6 protein-coding genes are annotated in these 6,656 nt (G+C 42.1%); 1 reads left to right on the top strand and 5 read right to left on the bottom strand.

Going from position 1 to position 6,656, the window contains the following annotated elements:
- The 5 genes from HFK82_RS01165 to yycF all read right to left on the bottom strand — a co-directional run.
- Positions 1–1,729, bottom strand: a 1,729-nt coding sequence (locus HFK82_RS01165; RefSeq protein ID WP_168260496.1) for a chromosome segregation SMC family protein, incomplete at its 3' end; no start/stop codon positions are given.
- 111 nt (positions 1,730–1,840) lie between these two features.
- Positions 1,841–2,527, bottom strand: coding sequence for a ribonuclease III (rnc, locus tag HFK82_RS01160; RefSeq protein ID WP_167829298.1), 687 nt, complete (start codon positions 2,525–2,527; stop codon positions 1,841–1,843).
- Positions 2,528–2,731: 204 nt separating this feature from the next.
- Positions 2,732–3,541 carry an MBL fold metallo-hydrolase gene (locus HFK82_RS01155; RefSeq protein ID WP_168260495.1) on the bottom strand — a complete coding sequence of 270 codons (810 nt, stop codon included), beginning with the start codon at positions 3,539–3,541 and terminating at the stop codon, positions 2,732–2,734.
- Positions 3,542–4,873: a cell wall metabolism sensor histidine kinase VicK gene (gene vicK / locus HFK82_RS01150; protein WP_239472432.1), complete on the bottom strand. Its 1,332-nt coding sequence runs from the start codon at positions 4,871–4,873 to the stop codon at positions 3,542–3,544.
- 4 nt (positions 4,874–4,877) lie between these two features.
- Complete coding sequence (gene yycF, locus HFK82_RS01145; protein WP_154455017.1) at positions 4,878–5,588, bottom strand: response regulator YycF; 711 nt, start codon at positions 5,586–5,588, stop codon at positions 4,878–4,880.
- Positions 5,589–5,878: 290 nt separating this feature from the next.
- On the opposite strand from yycF, the gene HFK82_RS01140 reads away from it, so the two are divergent.
- Complete coding sequence (locus HFK82_RS01140; protein WP_168260493.1) at positions 5,879–6,643, top strand: ATP-binding cassette domain-containing protein; 765 nt, start codon at positions 5,879–5,881, stop codon at positions 6,641–6,643.
- Positions 6,644–6,656: the final 13 nt, after the last annotated feature.

Here is a 6,656-nt window from a genome sequence, read left to right as displayed (position 1 = left end):
GTGGTAAGAAAGTTGCCCGCCCTTGACGTTTTTTCTTCAGAAAATCAATGGAACGTTTCGCAGATGCCTCATCTTCTACAATGACGTGCTGGCTTGCTCCTCCAAGGGCAATTTCAAGTGCCGTCTGGTAATGTTTGTCAAAGGTCAAGTGCTCACTCACCGCACCAATAATGCCACCTAGCTGAGCTGAAGCTTGCAAAACAGCCTTAACACCAGTGTAAAACTGGCTGTGATTTTTCAAAATAGAGGCTAAGCTGGCCTGTCTGGCTTCTTTGGACTTGATCACATCCAATTGGTCAAAGAGTTTGTCTTGTTGGCTGTGGTAGTCTTTTTCAAGCTGATTGGTTTCTTGCTGTACCTTTTGATAAGTATCTAGCAAGTCCTTAACGTCTTGACGAGAGGCTTCAAAATGCGCCAAAGCAGCCTTAGCTTCTTCTTGCAAGCTTGCTAAATTAGCCTGCGTTTTTGAGAGTTCTTCGGACTTGGATGCCGATAATTGTTTTTGATTATCCATGTCCGCCAAGGTCGCGGTCAATCGGTTGGATAACTCTGCCTCTTTTTGCATCAAGCCGACAAATTCTTCACGCAAATGCTCAATCACTTGGTCTGGGTCCGATGAAAATTGCTGCAACTCTGCTTCCAAGTGCTTGATTTGCGAACGCGTAGTGCTCAATTGCTCATTTAATTGCTTTAAGTGTTCTTTCTTTTGTGTCACTTCTTCTTGCAATTGGCTTTGCGTAGCTTTCAATTCCTGTAATTGGCTACTTGTGGCTTGTTTTTTCTCTTCTTTTTGGCTGGATTCGAGGGTAATCAAATCCATCTGATGAGCGACATCAGCTAAAGTTTTCGTGACAAGCATCAAGTCATCTTGCCCCTTGGAAATGGCTTCAGACAACTGGCGACGTTTGTCTTTTAAGGCATGATTTTTCTTTTCCAAATGCTCTTGCTGAGCATAAAAAGCCGACAAATCTGTCTGCACAGTCGCCAGAGAACTCTTCAACTGCTCCAACTGAGCTTGATCTGTTTGAATATCCTCAACCAAAATACTCAACTGCAGTTGCTTTCGTTCCTCTTCAAAAACCAGAAACTGCTGGGCAACCTGAGCTTGTCTTTCTAAAGGCACGATTTGCGTGTCCAATTCATAAATAATATCTTCCAAGCGGTCTAGATTGTCTTGCGTTTGATTGAGTTTGGTCTGCGTTTCTTTCTTACGTGTCTTGTATTTCAACACACCCGCAGCCTCTTCAAAAATAGCCCGACGTTCTTCGGGTTTACTATTGAAAATCTCCTCCACACGCCCTTGGGAAATGATTGAAAAAGAATCCCGACCCAAGCCCGTATCCATGAACAAATCGTGAATATCACGCAAACGAACCTTGCGCCCGTCAATCAAATACTCACTATCGCCACTACGGTAAATCCGACGCTCAATGCGAATGGTTTCCTTAGCTTGTGGGATAAAACCATCTGAATTATCCAGCACCACGGTTACCTGAGCGTAATTGAGGGCTTTACGTGTTTCTGTACCTGCAAAAATGACATCTGGCATCTTGCCACCGCGCAAGCTTTTGGCAGAGGATTCTCCTAGCGCCCAACGCAGACTTTCGGTGATATTGGATTTTCCAGACCCATTAGGTCCGACAATCGCCGTCACCCCTTTGTCAAAGTTGACCAGCGTTTTATCTGCAAAAGATTTGAACCCTTGCATCTCGATTTCTTTTAAGTGCATAATCAAACAAAAAAGGCAAACACACCTAAGAAAGCATGAACGACTCTTCAAACAGTCAGCTCAACACTTGCAATAGGTGAGCATTGCCCTTCGTAATTCCTTTCAAAACAGTTATTGCAACGCGTCTAAAGCATTTTTGGCGGCATCTTGTTCCGCTAATTTTTTCGACTTACCAATACCTTTGCTTTTGGCTTCATCATTAACAAATACCGTCACTTCAAAGACCTTGGCATGGGCAGGACCTGATTCATTAGACACACGGTAATCAATGCTCACATCACCTTGCCCTTGCAGCAATTCTTGAAGAGTGGTTTTGTAGTCTTTGACACGTTCAAAATTACCCTTTTCGACTTGGGGAATCATGACCTTGTTCAAAAAGGCATTGACCGCCTCAACACCTTGGTCCATCAATAAAGCACCAAGAAAGGCTTCAAACAAATCCCCTAAAATCGTGTCACGGTGGCGACCGCCTGATTTTTCTTCGCCATTGCCTAATTTGATGTAGGCATCAAAACCACAATAACGTGAAAAACCAGCCAATGATTCCTCACGAACAATCATGGAACGCATTTTTGACAAATCCCCTTCGGGTTTTTTAGGGTATTTTTTAAATAAGTATTGTGAAATCAATAATTGAAGAACGGCGTCTCCTAAAAATTCCAAGCGCTCATTATGTGAAATGTTTAGGAGACGATGTTCATTGGCATAAGAAGTGTGGGTAAAGGCTGTTTCCAACAACGTCTTATCCTTGAAATCGATTCCAAATTCTTGCTTCAGTTTTTCATTTAAAGCTTGCACAACAAATCTCCCTTCAACATAGACCTAGCAACGCCGACATCAACAAAAGCTGCCTGTCACACATCTTAACAAACAGTGTTATAGACCTTTTTATTATACCAAAAAGTCGTGAAAAATGTTGAGCCAATCGCAATTTCGCTTGAAATATCTCCACAATCTAAAAAAGCTAGCAACCAAAAGGCGGTTGACCTAGCTTTGCTTTGTTTAAAGAATTGTTAATGGCGTCGCTTCATCTGGTGAAGTATCATGGACCGTCATGTCATTTCCTACCCCAAAATCAGCCTGCATGAGATTATTTTCCATGGTCATGTGCGCCAATTCTTTAATATTATTTTCCTTGCTCAAATGCCCTAGGTAAATCTTTTTCGTGCGGTTACCAATGGTGCGAATCATGGTTTGGGCACCGTCCTCATTGGACAAGTGTCCCTTGTCAGACAAAATGCGTTGTTTCAAACTCCAAGGATAGGCTCCTGAACGCAAAATATCCACATCGTGATTGGCTTCAATGAGATAACCATCGGCATTTTCAATCATACCAGCCATGCGGTCACTCACATAACCCGTATCTGTCAACAAGACAAAAGACTTATCATCCTTCATCAAACGGTAAAATTGAGGGTCCACAGCGTCATGACTAACCCCAAAACTTTCGATATCAATGTCACCAAAGGTCATGAGTTTGCCACGTTCAAAAACGTGCTTTTGCACATTGTCCAATTTCCCAATCATTTGGCGGCTATCAATGGTTTCCCACGTTTTTTCATTGGCATAGATGTCAAGGTGATAGCGACGCGCTAGAACCCCAACACCCTTAATATGGTCAGAGTGCTCGTGAGTGATAAAGATAGCATCCAAATCCTCTGGCTTACGGTCAATTTCAGCCAGCAAACTCGTGATTTTCTTACCTGTCAACCCCGCATCGATTAAAAAACGCTTTTTAGGCGTTTCGACATAAAAGGAATTTCCTGTTGAACCAGAAGCTAAAATACTATATTTAAAACTACTGTCTGACATCTATTCTTCATCGTCCTCCCATTCATCATAAACTTCAGAATCTTTTTCATATGGAAGTACAATCGTAAAGGTTGAGCCCTTTCCATATGTACTTTGTGCCCAAATAAAGCCCTTGTGTTGTTTGACAATTTCCTTGGCAATAGCTAAACCAAGCCCTGAACCACCTTGGGCACGGCTTCTTGCCTTATCCACACGGTAGAAACGGTCAAAGATAAGCGGCAAATCTTTTTTCGGAATCCCAAGCCCCTCATCAGAAATGGAAATGATTAACTGGGTTTCTGTCGTCCGCATTTTCACCGTAATTTTGCCACCATCTGGCGAATACTTGATAGCATTGTTTAAAATGTTATCCAAGACTTGCGTCATTTTATCTGGGTCAATTTCCAGCCAAATGGGCTTGATAGGGTAATCACGCACAATCTCGTAATACTTGCCACTAATGGTATCTTGGTTTTTGATTTGGTCAAAACGGTTCAAAATCGAGGTCATAAAAGCTGTAAAATTGGTCACTTCTACTTCCAGACGAACCGTCTGATTATCAATCCGCGATAGGTTGAGCAAGTCCGAAATCATGCGAATCATGCGATTAGTTTCATCCAAAGACACTTTGATAAAGCTAGGGGCAATATCTTCTTTCAGCGCTCCCTCGTCCAAAGCTTCCAGATACGATTTGACAGAGGTCAAGGGCGTCCGCAACTCGTGACTGACATTGGAAACAAAGAGGCGACGCTCCCTGTCTTCTTTTTCCTGCTCAGTTGTGTCGTGCAAAACGGCAATAAGCCCTGAAATAAAGCCACTATCATAGCGATTTAAGGCAAACCTAATACGCAAGGTGATAAATTCACCCGTTTCGTCCCGACGGTTTAAAACAATCTCAGGCGTCTTTGACACCAAATCATGATAAGTGTAATGACTGTCCGACCCTAAAATATCAATGATATTAAGTTTCAAAGCCTCCACGCGCTCCAAATTCAGCTGCTGCTGCGCCGTTTGGTTAATCATGGTGATATTGCCCGCACGGTCCGTAGCAAGCACCCCATCGGTCATGTAAGACAAGATGCTGGCTAAACGATTTTTTTCTTGGGCTAAATTTTCTTGGGCTAAGCGAAAGACGGTTGACAAATCATTTAATTGCGCTGCTAATTCTGCTAAATCTCTATCTTTTTTGATAACAATGTCTTCGGAATATTGTCCTGTAATCAGCTCTCGCACCTTACCGCTTAAACGCCTGATATTAAGAGACGTGCGGTAATCACGAATCGCCAAATACACAAAATAAACCGCTACAAAAGCTAAAAGGAAGAGGAGCGTTTGCTCAAAATAATCTAACATTACCTTATTCATAAGATTTCATGTAATAACCAACACCACGTCGGGTCAAAATGTATTCAGGTCGGCTAGGCGTGTCTTCGATTTTTTCACGCAAGCGACGAATCGTCACGTCAACAGTACGAACATCGCCGAAGTAATCATAGCCCCAAACCGTTTCCAACAAATATTCACGCGTCATCACTTGTCCCATGTGGGTTGCCAAATGATGCAATAATTCAAATTCACGGTGGGTCAATTCGATATCTTCCCCACGTTTTTGAGCAACAAAAGCATCTGGCAAAATCTCCAAATCCCCAATCACAATTTCAGAACCAGTTGTTGAGGCATTTTCCTCAGCCACGGCACTTTCAATGTTTTCCGTGCGTCGCAAGTGAGCCTTCACACGCGCCAACAACTCACGATTTGAAAATGGTTTAGTCACATAATCATCGGCCCCAATTTCCAAACCAATAACCTTATCAAACTCACTATCTTTAGCCGATAGCATGATAATCGGAATGTGGCTCGTTTTACGAACTTCCTTAGCCACTTCAAGCCCGTCTAATTCTGGCAACATCAAGTCCAAAATAATCAAATCAGGCGATTCTTCCTCAAATTTCTTCAAGGCTTCACGACCATCAAAAGCCGTGATGGTTTCATAACCTTCCTTGTTCAAATTAAATTTAATAATATCCGAAATCGGTTTTTCATCATCAATAATAAGAATTTTTTTCATATGCCACCTCTTCATTCTTCAACAATTCAAAAATTCTCACACCACAATCGGTAAGCGATTGTCCTAACTGCTACCCTTGATTATAACAAATTTCGAATTCAATTGGAAATATTGATCACCTTGTTTGCTTACTTGCCTCTTTTTTGACGATAACACCATATCTATTGTTACACATTGTTTAAATTTTCTGAAAATAATTGACAATTAAGACCCTCTATGATATCATTAACTTACCCCTTATGTTAGATATGCTTACATCTAACTATTTCTATCTTAAAAAGGAGATACTCGTGGCACTTATTGAATTTAAAAACGTTGAAAAATACTATGGTGATTACCATGCGCTTAGAAATATTAACCTAGAAATCGAGAAAGGACAAGTCGTGGTGCTTTTAGGACCGTCTGGTTCTGGGAAGTCAACCCTCATTCGTACCATGAACGCCTTGGAATCTATCGAAACAGGTAGCTTAAAAGTCAACGGGCATAAATTGGTAAATGCGTCTGCCAAAGACCTTGTGCAACTCCGCAAAGAAGTCGGCATGGTCTTTCAACACTTCAACCTCTACCCTCACAAAACCGTGTTAGAAAATGTTACTTTGGCTCCTATGAAAGTTCTTGGAAAATCAAAACAAGAAGCTGAAGAAATCGCTCAAAAATATTTGACTTATGTGAATATGTGGGACCGCAAAGATTCTTACCCAGGGATGCTTTCTGGTGGGCAAAAACAACGTGTGGCTATCGCTCGTGGATTAGCCATGCAGCCTGAATTGCTCTTATTTGACGAACCGACTTCAGCCCTTGACCCTGAAACGATTGGGGACGTGCTTGCCGTTATGCAAAACCTTGCCAAAGAAGGCATGAACATGATTGTCGTAACCCACGAAATGGGCTTTGCGCGCGAAGTGGCGGACCGCATCATCTTCATGGCAGAAGGTAAAATTCTAGTGGATACCACAGACGTCAAAGGCTTCTTTGACAACCCAACTGAGCCTCGCGCCAAACAATTCTTAAGTAAAGTCATCAATCATACCAGCGACAATGTTGCCCAAGAATAAAGGAGTTCACTGA

Origin of the sequence: Streptococcus alactolyticus (genome assembly GCF_012277075.1) — a bacterium.
In the GTDB taxonomy this organism is placed as follows: domain Bacteria; phylum Bacillota; class Bacilli; order Lactobacillales; family Streptococcaceae; genus Streptococcus; species Streptococcus alactolyticus.
Note: the sequence above shows the minus strand (reverse complement) of the source record. Positions and strands in the feature narration are given on the sequence as shown.

Coding starts and splice junctions, on each gene's coding strand:
- HFK82_RS01155 (WP_168260495.1), bottom strand. CDS start 3,541: ATGTCAGACAGTAGTTTTAAATATAGTATTTTAGCTTCTGGTTCAACA.
- vicK (WP_239472432.1), bottom strand. CDS start 4,873: ATGTTAGATTATTTTGAGCAAACGCTCCTCTTCCTTTTAGCTTTTGTA.
- yycF (WP_154455017.1), bottom strand. CDS start 5,588: ATGAAAAAAATTCTTATTATTGATGATGAAAAACCGATTTCGGATATT.